We start from the raw sequence: 16,503 nt of genomic DNA on the forward strand, positions 1-16,503 counted from the left end.
AGGGCCCCGCATGCATGCAATTGAACACGGGCAATCGGCGCTGGCTGCTCGACTGCGGCTTTGGCCCCGAGGCCCACGCCCATTTTGACCCGCGCTGGCTGAAGGGCGCGGATGCGGTCTTTATCACCCACGACCATATCGACCACATCGGCGGGGCGATCTATGCGGTAGAGGCGGGGCTGCCGATCTATGCCACTGCGCAAACCGCCAAGGCGCTGCCCCCTGCCGCCAAGGTCAACCTGCTGCCCGAACAGGGGGTATCTGTGATCGACGGCGTGCAGCTGACCACGGGGCGTAACGGGCACGCCATGGGCGGTGTCTGGATGCATTTCGCCTTGGGCGAGGGGCTGTTCTACTCGGGCGACTGGTCCGAGGAATCCGACTGGTTCCCGCTGGATCTTCCGCCCCCCGCGGCAACGGCGATCCTGGACTGTTCCTACCAGCTTGACGATGTGCCGCAGACCGAAAGATTTGCAGCACTTGACGCCTTGCTGGACAGGCTTGAGGGGCAGGTGCTTTTGCCAGTGCCGCCATCGGGCAGGGCGGGCGAAATGGCCTTGCACCTGATCCGGCGCTATGGTCACGCCAGCGTCATGCTGGACCCTGAATGTCAGGCGGTGTTGGCGACGGGTTTGCGCAGCGGCACGCTTGGCGTGGATGCGGCAGAGATCGCCCCGCTGCTGGCGCGCGGCCCGCTGGACGAGGCGCGGTTTCTGGTCTGCGACACCCCCAATGCCGATGGCGGTGCCGCCTGGGGCTATGTGCGCGCCTGGCATGAAAGCGGCCGTTTGGGGCGCGACGCGCATGTGGTCTTTACCGGCCATATGACCGCCCATGCCCGCGGGATCTGCAGCGTGCCGGGGGGATATTTCCAACGCTGGAACGTACACCCGCCGCTGCGTGATCAGGTGCGTATGCTGGAACGGCTTGGCGCGAAACGCTTTGCGCCAGCCTTCTGCACCCAGCCAGAAGACTATTTGATCGAGGATCTGGGCGTCGAGGTTTTCATGCATGATCCGGTGCGCCTGTGAGGGGGGCCGCGCTTCCGCCCTCGGACTTTTGCCTGATCCGCCACGGCGAGACGACCGCCAATGCGCAAAGCATCATCGCAGGGGTGACCGATGTAGCGCTGACCGCCCGCGGCCGCGATCAGGCGCGCGCGCTGGCCCGTCGTCGCTGGCCGCAGCCGGTCACGCTTTTCGCCAGCCCCGCCGCACGGGCGCGAGACACCTGCAAGCTTGCCTTTGCGCAGCGCGGTTTTACCGTGATTTCCGCGTTGCGCGAACGCGATTGGGGGGCGTTCGAGGGGCAGCCGCTGTCGCAGCAACCCATACGCGAAGACACCCCCGAAGGCGGCGAAAGCTGGCCCGCCATGCTTGATCGTGTCGCAGGCGCGATCCACGCAGCCTGTGCCGCCACACCCGCCGGACACCTACCGGTGCTGGTCTGCCATTCCGGTATCATCCGCGCCGCGCGCGTGCTGTGGACACCCCATGACGCGGGCACACGCCCGCCAAACGCCATCCCGATCCTGTTTCAGCGGTCGGGCACATTTTTTGAGGAGAAAGAGCTATGACATCCGCCCCCCTGAAACCTTGCGTGGTATTCGACGTCGACGGCACTCTGGCCGAGTTCGACGCGGCAAAGCTGGGTCATCTGGTGCATGGCGTCGAGAAGCAATGGGATGCGTTCCACATGGCGATGGCCGACGCCCCGCTGATTGCACCCATCGCCAAACTGATGCGCCGCCTGAAGCAAAGCGGCGAGACGATCGTCATCTGCTCGGGCCGCCCTGACGGTTGGGCGGAACACACGATCGCCTGGCTGCACAAGCACGAACTGCCCTTCGACGGCGTTTACCTGCGCGCCAAGGATCAGGACGCCGCAAGCGATCCGGACGTCAAACGCCAGGCGCTGGCGCAAATGCAAGCGGACGGGCTGGCCCCCTGGCTGGTCATCGATGATCGCAGTTCGGTCGTTGACGCATGGCGGGCCGAGGGGCTTGCCTGCCTGCAATGCGCGCCGGGAGATTTCTGACGCGTGCGGGTGCAGCATCACGCCCCTGATCGCGGATTTTGACAGCGCACCGCCCCACAGGGGCGTGCGACCAAGGCGACGGTTTGTCCCGCAAGGGGTGGGCCTAAACTGTCAGGGTGAAATGGCGGAGAGACAGGGATTCGAACCCTGGGAACCCGTGAAGGCTCAACGGTTTTCGAGACCGCCCCGTTCGACCACTCCGGCACCTCTCCGCATCGGTGTGGTGCGTCCGTTTAGGATGGATTTTGCGGGGTGGCAAGGGGGGCTAGGCCAGTTTTCGCGGACACGGGGAATTTCATTGCTGACAGATGGATTTCGCCTAAGCTCTTGGGGTGGATCAACTTGAAAGGAATGCCCTGATGCGCCGACTGTCCCGTTTGCCGTTAACTTTATGTTTTGGATTGGCGGTCATGGTGTCGCTGATTGCACCGATGGCGCGGGCCGCCGACAGAGAAAGGGTCGATGCATTTCTGGAAGTCACAGGGTTTGATGTCGCCCTTGAAAGCATCCGGCTGTCTGCTGATTCCGCGCCGCAAATGCTGGGGATTGATGCGGATGCCTTCGGTTCTGAATGGTCGCGTCTGGTGCGCGAGGTATTCGAGACGGATTTGATGCTGGACATGGGGGCCGGTATTCTGGCGCAGGCGCTCAGCGATGAGGCGCTGGAACATGCGTCGGATTTCTATGCCAGTGATCTGGGCCAACGCCTGGTGGCCGCCGAAAACGCGTCGCATATGGAGGAAGACGATGCCGCGAAGGCGGAGGCGGGCGATGCGATCCTGAACGGGCTACGCGGGATCGATTCTCCGCGTGTGGATCTGTTGGCGCGTCTGAACGGGGCAAGCGATGTCGAGGAGAGCTCGATCAAGGCGCTGCAAGAGGTGCAGATCCGGTTCCTGATGGCAGCGGCAGGCGCGGGTGTGATCGAATTACAGATGGAAGAGCCCGACCTGCGCGAAGCGATGCGCGCGCAAGAGCCCGAGATGCGCGCCTCTATCAAAGAGAATGCGCTGGCGGGGGCGGCCTATACCTACCAGGCGTTTTCCGATGAAGAAGTGCTGGTCTATGCCAAGGCGCTGGAAGATCCGCAGATGCAGGAGGTCTACGCGCTGATGAACGCCGTGCAGTTCGAGATCATGGCGAACCGGTTTGAAGAGGTCGCACAGCGGCTTGGCACCATGCAACCCAGTCAGGACCTGTAACCATGCGCGCCTTTGTTCTTGCTGCTGGCCTGTGGATGCTGGCGCTGCCGCTATGGGCCGACGCGCGGTCAACCGTGCTGGTGGATGTCCTGCGTCTTGGCGAGCTGGCCGAGATTTTGCAGCGCGAGGGGTTGGAGAACGCGGAAACGCTTGATCGCGATATGCTGGGCGGGCAGGGCGGCGCGGGGTGGGCGCTGCAGGTGCGTGCCATCTACAACCCCGAACGGATCGTCGAAACTCTGCGCGGGGCATTGGATGCGGGCTTGCAAGGGCAGGCCCGCGAGGATGTCATTGCCTTTTTCGCGCAAGAAACGGGCGCAAGGATCATCACGCTCGAGAACGAGGCCCGCGCCGCCATCACCGACCCCGAGGTGGAAGACGCCGCCCGCGCAGGGTTCCATGACCTTGAGGGCAGCGACGACCCTCGTCTGGCGCAGATCACCGCATTGATCGACAGTGGCGATATGATCGATCGCAATGTCACCGCCGCGATGAATTCCAACTTTCAATTCATGCGCGGGATGGCAGATGGCAACGCGCTGCAAATGACAGAGGCCGAGATGCTGGCCGACGTGGCGCAGCAGCAAGAAGAGATCGCACAAGACACGCGCGGCTGGCTTTATGGCTATCTGCTGCTGGCGTATTCTCCGCTGGAGGATGCAGAGCTTGACCGCTATATCGCCTTTGCGCAAAGCGATGCGGGGCGCAGCCTGAACACAGCGCTGTTCGAAGGCTTTGGCGCCGCGTACGAAGACGTGTCCTATGCCCTTGGTCGCGCAGTTGCGTTGAACATGGTGGCCGAGGAATTATAGCCGGCCGCACCGCCTTTGCGATATGTCCTGCGAGGCCCGTGCTGGCCCTTGACATCAGAGGGGCGGTGCATCATACGGCAAGCCTCAACCTAAGGGTGCCCGTTTCGGGTGCCTTTGTTATTTCATGAACATCCCGAAACGGGATGCGCTGTCCGAGGTGGGCCAAGGCCCGACAAACTCCCGAACGGGGACCACAGGATGCGGAAACAGTAAAGGAAGACGCATGTTTGCGGTCATCAAGACAGGCGGCAAGCAGTACAAAGTTCAATCCGGCGATATGCTGCGGGTAGAACGTTTGGCTGCTGACGCGGGCGAAACAGTCCAATTCAACGAAGTTCTCATGCTGGGCGGCGATTCCCCCAAGCTGGGTGCTCCTTTGGTCGCAGGGGCCGGCGTTCAAGCCGAGGTCGTCGATCAGATCAAGGGCGAGAAAGTCATTCACTTCGTCAAGCGCCGCCGGAAGCACTCTTCCAAGCGTACCAAAGGCCACCGTCAAAAGCTGACACTGGTCAAGATCGGCGAGATCCTGTCCTCCGGCGCGGATAAATCCGACGTCAAAGCGGCAATTGGCACCGGTTCCGTCAGCGCTGCTGCCGTGACAGCCATGGAAGAGCGTTATGCGCTGAACAAAACCGATCAGGCCGAAATGGCCAAGCGCGTGAAGAACAACCAGGCCGAAGAGAAATCGGCCAAGCCTGCCAAGGCGAAGAAGGCTAAAGCTGCACCAGCAGCCGAAGGTGCCGACGATCTGAGCAAGATCTCCGGTGTTGGCCCCGTCATCGTTGGCAAGCTGAACGGTGAAGGCATCACAACCTTCGCACAGATCGCTGCTTGGACAGACGCTGACGTCGAAGCTATCGAAGAGAAACTGTCGTTCAAAGGTCGCGTCGGTCGTGAAGACTGGATCGCACAGGCCAAAGAACTCGCAAAAGGCTAAGGAGAGACACCAATGGCACATAAAAAAGCAGGCGGCTCATCCCGTAACGGCCGCGACTCAGCAGGTCGTCGTCTTGGCGTGAAAAAATATGGCGGCGAAGCTGTCATTCCCGGCAACATTCTGGTGCGTCAGCGCGGTACAAAGTACTGGCCCGCTGAAGGCGTTGGCATGGGCAAGGATCACACGATCTTCGCAACCGTTGACGGCAAGGTCCAGTTCCACAAGGGGCTGAAGAACCGTACGTTTATCTCGGTCCTGCCAGCGGCAGAAGCCGCAGAATAAGCCGCACCCGAGAGGTTTGAAAATTTAGGGATCGGCGGAAACGCCGGTCCCTTTTCCATTTTATCGCCCAGTGTTCACCCAGGAAGGGAGGGGCCGTTATGTCACGATCAAACCGCCCCGAGCTGAGCGATGGCACCATCCGTCTGCGCGCGCCCGAACACCGTGACATCGACGCCCGGTTCAAGCTTGGAAACACGCCCGAAATCCACCACATGTTCGGGGCAGAGCTGAACGCCGTGCCGGTGATGACCAAGGCGCTGGCCGAACGTTGGTATGAAACGCAACTGGTTGAACCGCTGGCCTGGGTCATCGAACATCGCGGCAAGATGATCGGTGCGCTGCGCCTGCACAGTCTGCGTCCGTGGGACGCCAGCGCCGATGTCGCGATCGGCATTCTCGCCCCCAAGAAACTGGGCAAGGGGTTGGGCACACGTGCGCTGCATCTGCTTGCGGCCCACGCCTTTGGCCCGCTGGCGCTGCACCGCCTTTCTGCCCGTGTGCTCGACATCAACGAACGCGCTACGGCCTGTTTCACCAAAGTCGGCTTTGCCGCCGAAGGGCGTGCGCGGCAGTCGTCTTTTCTGGGGGGCGAATGGCACGACACCCTGTTGTTCGGGCTGATCAAACCTGATTACGTTCCGCCCGTCTATGACGCCAAGCCGCGGCAAAAGCGCAAGAAGAAGAGCCAGTCATGAGCGTCGCCCTGACATCCTTTATCGTCTTCGCTGCAAGCCAGATCGGCACACCAGGACCGGCGAATATGGCGCTGATGGCCACTGGCGCGCGCTTCGGCTTTCGCGCGGCATTGCCTTTTGTCGCGGGCGTGGCACTTGGCAAACAGCTGGTGATCTGGCCAGTGGGTTTCGGGTTGATGCAACTGGCCGACCGCGCGCCGGGGGTTTTCGTCGCGCTGAAATTCGCCTCAGCCGCCTATATCATCTGGCTGGCGTGGAAGGTTGCGAACCTGCGGCTGGGGCAGGGCGCGCGAACCGAGGCCGCACCGGGCTTTCTGGCCGGGCTGATCGTCCACCCGCTGAACCCCAAGGCCTGGGCGATGATCGTGGGCAGTTTCACAGCCTTCATCGCGCCCGGAACGCCTGCGCTGGCGGCGACGGTCACGGTGGCCGCCGTGCTGCTGGGATGCCAGATCGTGCTGCACCCCTTGTGGACGCTGGCCGGTGCGGGGATCGCAAAGACGGTCGCCGGCAGCGTTTGGGAGAAATATTTGATGTGGACCTTGGCCGCTTTGACGGTGGCCTCTGTCTTGTTCGTGCTGTTCGGAGGAGGGACATAACGATGGAAGATTTAACAGTGTCGCAACAGCAAGTGATTGAAACAGAACGGTTTGATCTGCGCCCTGTGCGCATGTCGGACCGTGGGATGATCGAACATTATGCCAGCGATCCACGGGTTGCGATGCGCACCGCATCCATCCCACACCCGCTACCGCCCGGCGTGATCGAAAGCTTCATCACCCGCGCCACCAGCACCCCCCGGACAGAAGATGTCTGGGTCATGGATGGGCTGAAAACCGGCGGCTCCGAGGTGATGGGCGTGATTTCCCTCATCCGGATGGACCGCGATCAATCCGAAGTCGGCTATTGGGTCGCCCCTGCGTTCTGGAACACGCATCTCGCGTCCGAGGCGGTACAGGCGCTGGTGCAGGCCAATCCGCTGCGCAACAAAAATATGTTCGCCTCGGTGTTTCGCGACAACCCTGCCTCTGCCAAAGTGTTGACAAATGCGGGCTTCCGCTATCTTGGCAATGCGGAAACCTATTGTCTGGCGCGCGAGACCTGCGTACCAACCTGGACGTATAGCCATAAACTATGACCACACGTGCCCCGAAAGGCCCTTTTGATGAAGTTTCTTGACCTGTGCAAAGTCTATATCCGCTCTGGCGCAGGCGGGGGCGGTTGCGTGTCTTTCCGGCGCGAAAAATACATTGAATACGGTGGTCCCGATGGCGGGGACGGCGGCTCGGGCGGATCGGTCTGGGCCGAAGCCGTCGACGGGCTGAACACGCTGATCGACTTCCGCTACCAGCAGCACTTCTTTGCCAAGAACGGCCAGCCCGGCATGGGCAAGCAGCGCACCGGCAAGGATGGCGATGACATCATCCTGCGCGTCCCCGTGGGCACCGAGATCCTTGATGAGGATCAGGAAACCGTGCTGGCCGATATGACAGAGCTTGGTCAGCGGGTCGAATTGGCGCGTGGCGGCAACGGCGGCTGGGGGAACCTGCATTTTAAATCCGCGACGAACCAGGCACCGCGCCGTGCCAATCCCGGACAGGAAGGCGTGGACCGCACGCTGTGGCTGCGTCTCAAGCTAATCGCGGATGTGGGTCTGCTCGGCCTGCCGAACGCGGGAAAATCGACTTTCCTCGCCGCGACATCGAACGCGCGGCCAAAGATTGCCGATTATCCGTTTACCACACTGCACCCCAATCTGGGCGTTGTGGGGGTGGATAATACCGAATTCGTCGTCGCCGATATCCCTGGCCTGATCGAAGGCGCGTCCGAAGGGCGCGGTCTGGGCGATCTGTTTCTGGGCCATGTCGAACGCTGCGCGGTGCTGCTCCACCTGATTGATGGCACGTCGAACACCATTGCCGAAGATTACCAGACCATCATCAACGAACTCGAAGCCTATGGCGGCGAGCTGGCGGATAAACCGCGGATCACCGTGCTGAATAAAATTGATGCACTGGATGAAGATGACCGCGTAACCGCCCGCGAGGAATTGGAAAAAGCCTGCGGCGGAGAGGTCATGATGATGTCTGGCGTCGCCCGCGAAGGCGTCACCGAGGTGCTGCGGGCTTTGCGTGGCCAGATTGACGACGACCGGCTGCGTTTCCGGCCCGAAGATGAAGAAGAGGCACCTTGGCAACCCTAAGCGACGGCACCCGTATCGTTGTAAAAATCGGCTCGGCGCTGCTCGTCGATCGGGCCACCGGCCAGCTGCGCCGCGATTGGCTGCAAAGTCTCGCGCAGGATGTGGCGTGGCTCAAGGGGCAGGGCAAGGATGTGGTGCTGGTGTCTTCGGGCTCCATTGCATTGGGGCGTGGTGTGCTTGGGCTGCCGCAAACCACGCTTGCGCTGGAACAATCCCAAGCCGCGGCCGCGGTGGGGCAAATCCGTCTCGCCCGCGCCTATGAAGAGGCGCTGGAACCCTATGGGATCACCGCCGCGCAGGTGCTTGTCACCCTAGAAGACAGCGCGGATCGTCGGCGGTATCTCAACAGCCGCGCTACGATGGAGCAGCTGTTGTCTATGGGGGCGGTACCCATCGTCAACGAGAATGACACCGTCGCCACGGACGAGATTCGCTTTGGCGACAATGACCGGCTCGCGGCGCAGATCGCCGTGACCGTGGCGGCAGACCGGTTGATCCTGCTGTCGGATGTGGATGGTTTCTATTCCGCCAATCCCAATGACGACCCCGATGCCATCCGCTATGATGTGATCGACACGATCACCCCAGAGATCGAGGCGCAGGCGGGCGATGCGGGCTCTGGCCTGTCCAAGGGCGGCATGAAGACAAAGCTGATGGCCGCGAAAACCGCGACCGCCGCGGGCTGCGCCATGGCCATCTCCGAAGGATCACCGTTGCGGCCTTTGCTGACCCTCGAAAACGGGGCCAACGCCACTTGGTTCACCGCGCAATCCGACCCCCAAACCGCGCGCAAACAATGGATTACGGCAATCAAACCACGCGGCAGCGTCACATTGGATGCCGGCGCGGTGGCTGCCATGTCCAAGGGCAAGTCGCTTTTGCCCGCCGGTGTCACCGCTGTTTCCGGTCCCTTCGGGCGCGGCGACTCCGTCGCGCTGCTTGCCCCTGACGGGCGCCCCATCGGGCACGGGCTGACACGCTATACCTCAGCAGAGGCAGAGCTGATCAAAGGTCGGCAATCCTCGGAGATCGAGGCCATTTTGGGCGCGCCGGGGCGTGCTGCTTTGATCCATCGGGACGATCTTGCGCTTTCCTGACATCCAAATGGTTTAAAATCCTCGCCGAAGGCTATAGGTAGAGGGCAACCCGAAATGACAAAAAAGCAGTAATTAGGTTATGACCTTGGATATGACACAGACAGACGACATTCCCGCGTTGATGGCGGATATTGGCGCGCGCGCCAAAGCCGCCGCCGCGACATTGGGCTTTGCCAGTGCCGACCAAAAGCAGACCGCGCTTGAAAAAGCCGCCGACGCGCTGATGGCCAGCAGCGCCGATATTCTGGACGCGAACGCCAAAGATCTGGAGTTTGGCCGCGACAAGGGTCTCTCTGACGCGATGATGGACCGGCTCTTGCTGGATGATGCGCGTATCAGCGCCATTGCTGATAGCCTGCGCAGCATCGCCGCACAGGATGATCCTGTGGGGCAGGTGCTGACCGAATGGGATCAGCCGACGGGGCTGAACATCCAGCGCGTGCGCACGCCTTTGGGTGTCATCGGTGTGATCTATGAATCGCGCCCGAATGTGACCGCGGATGCCGGTGCGCTTTGCCTCAAGGCGGGTAATGCCGTGATCCTGCGGGGCGGCTCCGAAAGCTTTCATTCCTCGCGCGCGATCCATGCCGCCTTGCAACAGGGGCTCGAAGCCGCTGATCTGCCTGCGGATTCAATCCAGCTGGTGCCCACGCGCGACCGCGCCGCAGTGAGCGAGATGCTGACCATGACCGACACGATTGATGTGATCGTCCCGCGCGGCGGCAAGGGGTTGGTCGGGCTGGTGCAACGCGAAGCGCGGGTGCCGGTCTTTGCGCACCTCGAAGGCATCGTGCACATCTATATCGATGAAAACGCCGACCCCGAGAAGGTCTTGAAAGTCGTGCTGAACGCCAAGACCCGCCGCACCGGGATTTGCGGCTCGGCTGAATGTCTGCTGATCCATGAAAAGGTGGCGCGGACGATTGGCAAGGGCGTGATCAAGGCGCTGCTCGACGCTGGCGTCGAAGTGCGCGCCGATGGCGCGCTGACCGAGATCGAAGGCACCGTGCCGGCCACGGCGGATGATTGGGGTCACGAATACCTTGATATGATCATCGCGGCGAAAACCGTGGGTAGCATCGACGATGCGATCACCCATATCCGCACCTACGGTTCGAACCACACCGATTGCATCATCACCGAAGACGATGCGGCGGCGACCAAATTCATGACGCGGCTGGATTCTGCGATCCTGATGCACAATGCTTCCACCCAATTCGCCGATGGTGGAGAGTTTGGCATGGGTGCCGAAATCGGGATCGCCACCGGCAAAATGCACGCGCGCGGGCCCGTCGGTGCCGAGCAGCTGACCAGCTTCAAGTATCTGGTGCGCGGCGATGGGGCTGTGCGCAGCTAAGCCGTGATCCCAAGGGTGATGGTCGTTTCTGTCACGATGGATGTTAACTGTTGCCCGCTGTCTTTCACGATGGCGGGCAACAGCCCGAACTGGACCTGCGAAGCTGTTAGACGCTCTGCCCGGGACTGCCCTGCCAGCACGCCCCAAAGCGCAGCGTTGATGCTTAGCCGGTCGGCCGTGCCGGTGATGTCCCATCCCGCATCGCGGTGATCTATGGTGATCTGCCCACCGTAGGGCATCCCCGTTTCCAGACACAGCAGACTCAGGAATACCATCCGCAGCGCGTTGCGCGGCGCGGCGACGCCGTCGGGCCAGGATACCTGCCATTTGGACTGAGCATATAGATCACGCAGGATACCGCTTGTTTCTAGGGCAGGGACAGGCTGCGCGTCGCCCGAGCCGAAAGCCACGCGAAAGAACCGCAGCCGCGCACTGGCGTTGCGCACGCTTTCATCGATCAGCGCGACTTCGGGGCTCATATTCATGCCCGACATCAAAAGCAGCTCAAGCCCATTGTTGATCGCGCCCACCGGCGATATCAAGTCATGGCAGATGCGGCTGCCGATCAAGGCGGCAAGATCAGTGTCGGTTTCTACCATGGGACACCCCCTAATTAGCTGCCCCCCACACCGCGCCGCAGAAAGGACGCACGCTTGGAAGACCTGAATGCGATACTGACACCCGGAATGCTTGTACGCCACCCCGCACATCCCGATTGGGGCGTGGGGCAGGTGCAAAGCAATATCAGCGGCAAGGTCACGGTAAACTTCCGCAGCGAGGGCAAAATCGTGGTCGATAGTCATCGGGTGATGCTCACCCCCGCCTTTGATGAAGGCTCTTCGTTAGCAAATCGTTAATTTTTCGCCGAAAACCACCGCGACGCGGGGCAAGCATTGCGCAACGGGCGGCAACTGCCTATTTATCCGCGTGATTGCGACCGGAGACGAAACCAGCCCATGATCATTGCAAAAGCGGCAGAGTTCGAAGTCCGTCTGGCGCGCACCCAAGCGGATCTTCATGCGGCGCAGCGGCTGCGGTATGACGTTTTTGTCACCGAGCTGGGGGCGGGCGGACCTTTGGTGGATCACGAAAACCGGCGAGAGGTCGACCAATACGACGATTTCGTGGACCATCTGCTGCTTATCGATCGCAAAACCCAGCAAACCGTTGGCGTGTACCGGCTGATCCGCCGCGATATGGCGGATCGGGCAGGCGGGTTCTATTCGGAAAACGAATATGATCTGACCGCGCTCAAATCCTCTGGCCGCGAGATACTCGAGCTGGGGCGGTCCTGTTTGCATCCGTCCTATCGCGGCGGCATCGCGATGCACCAGCTTTGGGCGGGGCTTGCCTCTTATGTGGCGGAACACGGGATAGAGATTCTTTTTGGCGTCGCAAGCTTTCATGGCACCCAGGCCGAAGCATTGGCGCAGCCCTTGTCGCTGCTGCATCACACCTACCTCGCGCCGCCCGATCTGCGCGTCACCGCCTTGCCAAAGGCACGCCAAGAGATGAACCTGATCCCCGCCGACATCCTGAACCGGCGTCAGGCGATGGTGCAGATGCCCAGCCTGATCAAAGCCTATCTGCGGCTTGGCGGATGTGTGGGCGAGGGGGCCTTTATCGACCATGACTTCAACACCACGGATGTGCTTTTGATGCTCGACACCGCCCGGCTTAGCGAGCGGCAGGCCAAGATCTACAGCGGACAGCAAGGATGAGCGCGGCCTGGGACAGCGCCGACCACCCGACACCGGTATCTGTCGGGCCCCTTGGCTGGGTGCTGATGCTGCTGCGTGGCATGACGCTGGCGACGGTGGTTCTTGTGGGGCTGGTGATCCTGCTCGCGATCCGCCTGATAGAGCGCCCGCTGTATGGGCAGGGTCGCCCCGTGACCCCGCATATCACCCAGATCGTCTGCAAAATCGCATTCTGGATCATGGGCTTACGCCGCGCGGTTATCGGCACCCCGATGCGCCACAGGGGCGCTGTCGTCGCCAATCACACCAGTTGGCTTGATATCTTCAGTTTGAACGCGGCGCAGCGGATATACTTTGTGTCCAAGTCCGAAGTCGCCAGCTGGCCCGGCATTGGCTGGCTCGCCAAGGCGACCGGCACATTGTTTATTGAACGCAACCCGAAACACGCGCGCAAACAGACCGAGGTGTTCCAACGTCGCTTGCTCGACAACCACCGGCTGTTGTTCTTCCCCGAAGGCACCAGCACCGATGGCCTGCAGGTCTTGCCGTTCAAAACCACGCTCTTCCAGTCCTTCTTCGCGCCCGAACTGCGCGACGTGATCTGGGTTCAGCCTGTGACCGTGCTCTATACCGCTCCCGATGGGACCGACCCGCGGTTTTATGGCTGGTGGGGCGACATGAGCTTTGGCGGCCATCTGCTGCGCACCTTGGCGTCCCTGCGGCAGGGGCAGGTGACAACGATCTATCACACGCCGCTGGCCGTCGCCGATTTCGAGAACCGCAAAGCCCTGGCCCAAGCCTGTGAAGCGCAGGTGCGCGCGGCCCATCCCTCGGGCGGGATTGCAGCGCCAAACCCCGCTGAATTGCGCTGATATAAGGCCCCAATGGCTAAAACATGCGCCTTGGACCTTGCGAAGCGTGAAAATCCGGACTATACGCGCGTCACTTAAACCCGCAGTCGGGGTTGGGCCTTTGAGGGAGAAATCCTTGAACGTCCGCCGGTTGGTCCCATTCCGGGATCGAGACCCCCGACGAGGCAAAACCGGAAAGGTATAAAGACATGGCTCTTCCTGAGTTCTCCATGCGCCAACTGCTTGAAGCAGGCGTACACTTTGGTCACCAAACACAGCGCTGGAACCCACGCATGGGTCCGTTCATCTACGGCGCGCGTAACGGCATCCACATCATGGACCTGACACAGACTGTTCCAATGCTGGACCAGGCGCTGCAAGTCATCCGTGACACCGTCGCCAAAGGCGGCAGCATTCTTTTCGTTGGCACCAAGCGTCAGGCTGCACAGCCGATCGCAGAAGCCGCAGAGAAATGCGCACAGTACTACATGAACCACCGTTGGTTGGGCGGCACGCTGACAAACTGGCAGACCGTTTCCAAATCCATCCAGCGCCTGAAGTCCATCGACGAACAGTCCGAGCGTGGCTTCTCCGGTCTGACCAAGAAAGAGCGTCTTGGCATGGAACGTGACCAAGCGAAGCTGGAAGCATCGCTGGGTGGTATCCGTGAAATGGGCGGTCGCCCTGACCTGATCTTCGTCATCGACGTGAAAAAAGAAGCACTGGCCGTGGCCGAAGCGAACAAACTGGGCATTCCGGTTATCGCTGTTGTCGACACCAACTGCTCCCCCGACGGGATCGACTACATCATCCCGGGCAACGACGACGCCGCCCGCGCGATCCACATGTATTGCGATCTGGCCGCACGTGCCGCACTTGACGGTATGTCCGCGCAGCTGGGTGCCGCAGGTGTTGATATCGGTGCGATGGAAGAAGCGCCCGAAGAAGAAGCCCTGATCGACGGTGGTGTCGAAGTTGGCAACGCTTCGGAAGAAACCGTTTCGAACGACGCAATGGCAAAAGACGCACCTCTGGATATCGAATCCAAGAAGGAAACGCTGGCCGACGCCAAGTCGTAAGCGACGCGAAAGAGACGGGCAGGGGGCATGTTTCCCTCTGCCTGTCACAAAACCATTACATGATTGAGACAGTGGTGCAGGACGCTCTGCCCCTCAATTTATCCCAATTCAAGGAGAACCAAAGCGATGGCAATCACAGCATCCATGGTCAAAGAACTGCGCGACACAACCGGTGCCGGCATGATGGACGCGAAAAAAGCGTTGACTGAAACAGATGGCGACATGGAAGCAGCCGTTGACTGGCTGCGCACCAAGGGTCTGGCGAAAGCAGCCAAGAAATCCGGCCGCACCGCAGCCGAGGGCCTTGTTGCCGTTAAAGTCGAAGGCGGCCACGGTGTTGCTGTCGAAGTGAACTCCGAAACCGACTTCGTTGGCAAAAACGCCGACTTCCAGAAAATGGTTTCCGGCATCGCAGATGTTGCAACCGGTGTGTCCGACGTTGACGCGCTGAACGCGGCTGACATGGGCGGCAAGCCCGTTTCCACCGTGATCACCGATGCCATTGCGAAAATCGGCGAGAACATGTCGGTGCGCCGCATGCAGTCCATCGATGGCGACCAGGTCGTGTCCTATGTGCACAACGCTGTAGCACCCGGCATGGGCAAAATCGGTGTACTGGTCGCAATGACCGGCGGCAACGAAGAACTGGGCAAACAGATCGCGATGCACATCGCCGCTGTGAACCCTGCGTCCTTGTCCGAAGCGGATCTGGACCCGGCTGTTGTTGAAAAAGAAAAGCAGGTTCAAATGGACATCGCACGCGAGTCCGGCAAGCCGGAAGCTGTGATCGAGAAAATGATCACCGGCCGAATGCAGAAATACATGTCCGAAGTGACACTGCTGAACCAGGCATTCGTTGTGAACCCTGACCTGACCGTCGGCAAAGCCGCGGAAGAAGCTGGCGCGACCATCACTGGTTTCGTCCGCCTTGAAGTTGGCGAAGGCATCGAAGTCGTCAAAGAAGACTTCGCAGCAGAAGTTGCAAAAGCCGCCAAAGGCTAAGCTATCACACAGCAGATGAGGAAAAGGGCGAGGGCGCATCAGCACCTTCGCCCTTTTTTATTACAAATCAGTTACTAAGCGATGAAACCTAATCCTTTAGGTGAGCTTTCAGCGCATCCAATGCCATCAGATATCCTTCCGCACCAAACCCGCAGATCTGCCCCAGAGCCACAGGCGCGATGTAAGACCGGTGCCGGAATGCCTCGCGTGCGTGGATGTTGCTCAGGTGTACCTCGACAACCGGCAGCTCGACTGAAGCGATCGCATCCATCAACGCAATCGACGTATGGGTATAGGCACCGGCATTCAGCACGATCCCGGCATGTTTGCCTTTGGCCGCGTGGATCAGATCGATCAGCGCGCCTTCGTGGTTGGACTGTTCAAACGCCACATCAAACCCAAGCGTCTTCGCTTTCTCGCGGCACAGCGCCTCGACATCGGCCAAAGTCGTCTTGCCATAGACCTCGGGTTGGCGCGTGCCCAGCAGGTTCAGGTTCGGACCGTTCAGGATCAGAATGGATGTCATAGCGAGGACCTTGTTGTTACGATGTGGTGGCGCAGACGTAGCATAGGCGCCTCGGCGTCGTTAGTCTTTCTTTTCAGGGTATTCGACCGGACCACCGTGCTTTTCCCATGTCGAAAAGCCTTCGCGCAGATGCGCCGCGTCAAAGCCCATGTCTTGCAGCGTCGCCGTGGTGATCGCCGAGCGCCAGCCAGAGGCGCAGTGAAAGACAAAGGTCTTGTCCTGTCCGAAGATCTCTTTGAAGTACGGGCTGTCAGGGTCGACCCAGAATTCGATCATGCCGCGCGGTGCGTGAAAGCTGCCGGGGATATAGCCGCTGCGCTGGCGTTCACGGATATCGCGCAAGTCAACGACAACAACATCCGGATCCGTCAGCATGGCCATCAGATCAGGCGTTTCGATCTCGCGGATACGCGCACGGGCAGCGGCAACCATATCCGCCGAAGACATCTTGAGCGTCATATTCTTCCTTTCGTTCAGCAGCCGCCAAAGCGCCGATCGCTTACAGTTGCATCGGCTTGGCGCATGTGGATTATGGCATGCAGAACAACGGGGTAAAGCAAGAAGCCACGCGGATGGGAGAATGAAGAATCTGGATGAAGAAGCGTCTTTTTATACTGGTTTTCAGTGACTTATGGCGCACTTTAACAGCATAACATCATCCGAAGCACATTAATTATTTACATAATACTGATTATGAGATTCAGGTTAGGCCCATACGCACCC

Annotated in this window: 21 protein-coding genes and 1 tRNA gene; 18 read left to right on the top strand and 4 right to left on the bottom strand. The window is 60.5% G+C overall.

What is annotated here, in order from left to right; all coding sequences use genetic code 11:
- Positions 1 to 14: 14 nt before the first annotated feature.
- From ABM428_RS09595 to ABM428_RS09605, 3 genes are read left to right on the top strand one after another with little or no spacing between them, the layout of a single operon-like run.
- The gene (locus tag ABM428_RS09595) at positions 15 to 1,031 is read left to right on the top strand and encodes an MBL fold metallo-hydrolase (protein ID WP_254794805.1); all 1,017 of its coding nucleotides are present in this window, start codon (positions 15 to 17) and stop codon (positions 1,029 to 1,031) included.
- Positions 1,028 to 1,576, top strand: a complete 549-nt coding sequence (locus ABM428_RS09600; RefSeq protein WP_353627885.1) for a histidine phosphatase family protein — start codon at positions 1,028 to 1,030, stop codon at positions 1,574 to 1,576. The genes ABM428_RS09595 and ABM428_RS09600 overlap by 4 nt, the downstream gene beginning before the upstream one ends.
- Complete coding sequence (locus ABM428_RS09605; RefSeq protein WP_243250173.1) at positions 1,573 to 2,037, top strand: HAD family acid phosphatase; 465 nt, start codon at positions 1,573 to 1,575, stop codon at positions 2,035 to 2,037. The genes ABM428_RS09600 and ABM428_RS09605 overlap by 4 nt, the downstream gene beginning before the upstream one ends.
- A gap of 122 nt (positions 2,038 to 2,159) precedes the next feature.
- Here ABM428_RS09605 and ABM428_RS09610 read toward each other — a convergent pair.
- Positions 2,160 to 2,249: transfer RNA gene (locus tag ABM428_RS09610), tRNA-Ser, on the bottom strand.
- A 147-nt stretch (positions 2,250 to 2,396) separates the two neighbouring features.
- Here ABM428_RS09610 and ABM428_RS09615 point away from each other — a divergent pair.
- The 10 genes from ABM428_RS09615 (at position 2,397) to ABM428_RS09660 (ending at position 10,622) form a co-directional block, all read left to right on the top strand.
- Positions 2,397 to 3,239: a DUF2059 domain-containing protein gene (locus ABM428_RS09615; RefSeq protein WP_037964520.1), complete on the top strand. Its 843-nt coding sequence runs from the start codon at positions 2,397 to 2,399 to the stop codon at positions 3,237 to 3,239.
- Between the two features lie 2 nt (positions 3,240 to 3,241).
- Positions 3,242 to 4,051, top strand: coding sequence for a hypothetical protein (locus ABM428_RS09620; protein ID WP_132996585.1), 810 nt, complete (start codon positions 3,242 to 3,244; stop codon positions 4,049 to 4,051).
- A gap of 223 nt (positions 4,052 to 4,274) precedes the next feature.
- Positions 4,275 to 4,988 carry a 50S ribosomal protein L21 gene (locus ABM428_RS09625; protein WP_005853569.1) on the top strand — a complete coding sequence of 238 codons (714 nt, stop codon included), beginning with the start codon at positions 4,275 to 4,277 and terminating at the stop codon, positions 4,986 to 4,988.
- 12 nt (positions 4,989 to 5,000) lie between these two features.
- Positions 5,001 to 5,270 (top strand): 50S ribosomal protein L27, encoded by a 270-nt coding sequence (gene rpmA, locus ABM428_RS09630; protein WP_005853571.1) that lies wholly within the window; start codon positions 5,001 to 5,003, stop codon positions 5,268 to 5,270.
- 98 nt (positions 5,271 to 5,368) lie between these two features.
- Positions 5,369 to 5,965 carry a GNAT family N-acetyltransferase gene (locus tag ABM428_RS09635; RefSeq protein ID WP_132996584.1) on the top strand — a complete coding sequence of 199 codons (597 nt, stop codon included), beginning with the start codon at positions 5,369 to 5,371 and terminating at the stop codon, positions 5,963 to 5,965.
- Positions 5,962 to 6,564, top strand: a complete 603-nt coding sequence (locus ABM428_RS09640) for a LysE family translocator (protein WP_132996583.1) — start codon at positions 5,962 to 5,964, stop codon at positions 6,562 to 6,564. The genes ABM428_RS09635 and ABM428_RS09640 overlap by 4 nt, the downstream gene beginning before the upstream one ends.
- A gap of 2 nt (positions 6,565 to 6,566) precedes the next feature.
- A complete protein-coding gene (locus ABM428_RS09645; protein ID WP_005853576.1) occupies positions 6,567 to 7,103 on the top strand; it encodes a GNAT family N-acetyltransferase in 537 nt (178 codons plus the stop codon).
- Positions 7,104 to 7,130: 27 nt separating this feature from the next.
- On the top strand, positions 7,131 to 8,168 hold the full coding sequence (gene obgE / locus ABM428_RS09650; RefSeq protein WP_353627886.1) for a GTPase ObgE: 1,038 nt from the start codon (positions 7,131 to 7,133) through the stop codon (positions 8,166 to 8,168).
- On the top strand, positions 8,156 to 9,265 hold the full coding sequence (proB, locus tag ABM428_RS09655) for a glutamate 5-kinase (RefSeq protein WP_353627887.1): 1,110 nt from the start codon (positions 8,156 to 8,158) through the stop codon (positions 9,263 to 9,265). The genes obgE and proB overlap by 13 nt, the downstream gene beginning before the upstream one ends.
- A gap of 79 nt (positions 9,266 to 9,344) precedes the next feature.
- Positions 9,345 to 10,622, top strand: a complete 1,278-nt coding sequence (locus ABM428_RS09660; RefSeq protein ID WP_005853583.1) for a glutamate-5-semialdehyde dehydrogenase — start codon at positions 9,345 to 9,347, stop codon at positions 10,620 to 10,622.
- Here ABM428_RS09660 and ABM428_RS09665 read toward each other — a convergent pair.
- Positions 10,619 to 11,221, bottom strand: a complete 603-nt coding sequence (locus tag ABM428_RS09665) for a histidine phosphotransferase family protein (RefSeq protein WP_353627888.1) — start codon at positions 11,219 to 11,221, stop codon at positions 10,619 to 10,621. The genes ABM428_RS09660 and ABM428_RS09665 overlap by 4 nt on opposite strands.
- A gap of 54 nt (positions 11,222 to 11,275) precedes the next feature.
- Here ABM428_RS09665 and ABM428_RS09670 point away from each other — a divergent pair, with 54 nt between their 5' ends.
- The 5 genes from ABM428_RS09670 (at position 11,276) to tsf (ending at position 15,254) form a co-directional block, all read left to right on the top strand.
- Positions 11,276 to 11,479: a DUF3553 domain-containing protein gene (locus tag ABM428_RS09670; RefSeq protein WP_132996579.1), complete on the top strand. Its 204-nt coding sequence runs from the start codon at positions 11,276 to 11,278 to the stop codon at positions 11,477 to 11,479.
- A 99-nt stretch (positions 11,480 to 11,578) separates the two neighbouring features.
- The gene (locus tag ABM428_RS09675) at positions 11,579 to 12,343 is read left to right on the top strand and encodes a GNAT family N-acetyltransferase (protein WP_074634896.1); all 765 of its coding nucleotides are present in this window, start codon (positions 11,579 to 11,581) and stop codon (positions 12,341 to 12,343) included.
- Positions 12,340 to 13,194: a 1-acyl-sn-glycerol-3-phosphate acyltransferase gene (locus ABM428_RS09680; protein ID WP_132996578.1), complete on the top strand. Its 855-nt coding sequence runs from the start codon at positions 12,340 to 12,342 to the stop codon at positions 13,192 to 13,194. The genes ABM428_RS09675 and ABM428_RS09680 overlap by 4 nt, the downstream gene beginning before the upstream one ends.
- Positions 13,195 to 13,382: 188 nt before the next feature.
- A complete protein-coding gene (rpsB, locus tag ABM428_RS09685; protein ID WP_005853591.1) occupies positions 13,383 to 14,252 on the top strand; it encodes a 30S ribosomal protein S2 in 870 nt (289 codons plus the stop codon).
- 126 nt (positions 14,253 to 14,378) lie between these two features.
- Positions 14,379 to 15,254, top strand: coding sequence for a translation elongation factor Ts (gene tsf, locus ABM428_RS09690; RefSeq protein ID WP_005853593.1), 876 nt, complete (start codon positions 14,379 to 14,381; stop codon positions 15,252 to 15,254).
- Positions 15,255 to 15,342: 88 nt separating this feature from the next.
- Here tsf and aroQ read toward each other — a convergent pair whose 3' ends face one another.
- Both aroQ and ABM428_RS09700 read right to left on the bottom strand, forming a co-directional pair.
- Positions 15,343 to 15,780 carry a type II 3-dehydroquinate dehydratase gene (gene aroQ, locus ABM428_RS09695; RefSeq protein ID WP_353627889.1) on the bottom strand — a complete coding sequence of 146 codons (438 nt, stop codon included), beginning with the start codon at positions 15,778 to 15,780 and terminating at the stop codon, positions 15,343 to 15,345.
- Positions 15,781 to 15,840: 60 nt separating this feature from the next.
- Positions 15,841 to 16,239, bottom strand: coding sequence for a rhodanese-like domain-containing protein (locus ABM428_RS09700; protein ID WP_237279266.1), 399 nt, complete (start codon positions 16,237 to 16,239; stop codon positions 15,841 to 15,843).
- Positions 16,240 to 16,503 lie beyond the last annotated feature (264 nt).

Origin of the sequence: Sulfitobacter sp. TCYB15 (genome assembly GCF_040435955.1) — a bacterium.
GTDB lineage: Bacteria > Pseudomonadota > Alphaproteobacteria > Rhodobacterales > Rhodobacteraceae > Sulfitobacter > Sulfitobacter pontiacus.

Coding starts and splice junctions, on each gene's coding strand:
- ABM428_RS09680 (WP_132996578.1), top strand. CDS start 12,340: ATGAGCGCGGCCTGGGACAGCGCCGACCACCCGACACCGGTATCTGTC.
- ABM428_RS09625 (WP_005853569.1), top strand. CDS start 4,275: ATGTTTGCGGTCATCAAGACAGGCGGCAAGCAGTACAAAGTTCAATCC.
- ABM428_RS09605 (WP_243250173.1), top strand. CDS start 1,573: ATGACATCCGCCCCCCTGAAACCTTGCGTGGTATTCGACGTCGACGGC.
- ABM428_RS09700 (WP_237279266.1), bottom strand. CDS start 16,239: ATGACGCTCAAGATGTCTTCGGCGGATATGGTTGCCGCTGCCCGTGCG.
- aroQ (WP_353627889.1), bottom strand. CDS start 15,780: ATGACATCCATTCTGATCCTGAACGGTCCGAACCTGAACCTGCTGGGC.
- rpsB (WP_005853591.1), top strand. CDS start 13,383: ATGGCTCTTCCTGAGTTCTCCATGCGCCAACTGCTTGAAGCAGGCGTA.
- ABM428_RS09645 (WP_005853576.1), top strand. CDS start 6,567: ATGGAAGATTTAACAGTGTCGCAACAGCAAGTGATTGAAACAGAACGG.
- ABM428_RS09620 (WP_132996585.1), top strand. CDS start 3,242: ATGCGCGCCTTTGTTCTTGCTGCTGGCCTGTGGATGCTGGCGCTGCCG.
- ABM428_RS09640 (WP_132996583.1), top strand. CDS start 5,962: ATGAGCGTCGCCCTGACATCCTTTATCGTCTTCGCTGCAAGCCAGATC.
- ABM428_RS09595 (WP_254794805.1), top strand. CDS start 15: ATGCAATTGAACACGGGCAATCGGCGCTGGCTGCTCGACTGCGGCTTT.
- obgE (WP_353627886.1), top strand. CDS start 7,131: ATGAAGTTTCTTGACCTGTGCAAAGTCTATATCCGCTCTGGCGCAGGC.
- ABM428_RS09660 (WP_005853583.1), top strand. CDS start 9,345: ATGACCTTGGATATGACACAGACAGACGACATTCCCGCGTTGATGGCG.
- ABM428_RS09675 (WP_074634896.1), top strand. CDS start 11,579: ATGATCATTGCAAAAGCGGCAGAGTTCGAAGTCCGTCTGGCGCGCACC.
- ABM428_RS09665 (WP_353627888.1), bottom strand. CDS start 11,221: ATGGTAGAAACCGACACTGATCTTGCCGCCTTGATCGGCAGCCGCATC.
- tsf (WP_005853593.1), top strand. CDS start 14,379: ATGGCAATCACAGCATCCATGGTCAAAGAACTGCGCGACACAACCGGT.
- ABM428_RS09635 (WP_132996584.1), top strand. CDS start 5,369: ATGTCACGATCAAACCGCCCCGAGCTGAGCGATGGCACCATCCGTCTG.
- ABM428_RS09615 (WP_037964520.1), top strand. CDS start 2,397: ATGCGCCGACTGTCCCGTTTGCCGTTAACTTTATGTTTTGGATTGGCG.
- rpmA (WP_005853571.1), top strand. CDS start 5,001: ATGGCACATAAAAAAGCAGGCGGCTCATCCCGTAACGGCCGCGACTCA.